The following is a 699-nucleotide window of genomic DNA, read 5'->3' on the forward strand; positions in this document are numbered from 1 at the left end:
GCGCCCCGCCCTCGGCGTACCCGACGTCGAGCCCGGACAGCGCCAGCCCGGCGCTCACCGGGCCGCGCCCAGGCGTCGGGAGCGCAGGAGCACCGCGATCACGACCGGCGCCCCGACCAGCGAGGTCACCACGTTCAGCGGGATCACCGTGCCCAGCCCCGGCGGGTTCGCGACGACCGCGCAGGCCAGCCCGACCAGCGCCCCGGTCAGGGCGGTGGCCGGGACGAGCACCCGGTGCCGCGCGGTGCCGACCGCCATCCGGGCCAGGTGCGGCACGGCGATGCCGAGGAACCCGATCGGCCCGCAGAACGCGGTGACCGCCCCGGCGAGCACGGCGGCGACACCCAGCACGGCCAGCCGTACCCGGGCGACGTCGACGCCGGCGGTGCGGGCGTAGTCGTCGCCGAGCAACAGCCCGTCGAGCGGCTTGGCCAGCACGACCACCGCCAGCAGCCCGGCCGCGACGATCCCGCCGAGGACCGGCAGCTCGCCGCGACCGACGCCGGACACCGAGCCGAGGCCCCACATCAGGTACTGCTGCGCGGTGCGCGGGTCGGTCCAGACCAGCAGCAGGCTGACCACCGAGGTGACCGCCGACCCCAGCATCACGCCGATCACGAGCAGCGCGGTGACCGACCGGGCGAACCGCGACAGTGCCAGCACCAGCGCGAGCACGGCGGCGGCACCGACCGCCGCGGC

General features: G+C 77.1%; 1 protein-coding gene. It reads right to left on the reverse strand.

Annotated elements, in window-relative coordinates; all coding sequences use genetic code 11:
- Nucleotides 1-54: 54 nt before the first annotated feature.
- On the reverse strand, nt 55-699 hold a 645-nt coding region (locus GTW08_RS30810), incomplete at its 5' end, for a FecCD family ABC transporter permease (protein ID WP_161152903.1).

This window comes from Pseudonocardia sp. SID8383, from assembly GCF_009864975.1.
GTDB classification, from domain to species: domain Bacteria; phylum Actinomycetota; class Actinomycetes; order Mycobacteriales; family Pseudonocardiaceae; genus Pseudonocardia; species Pseudonocardia alni.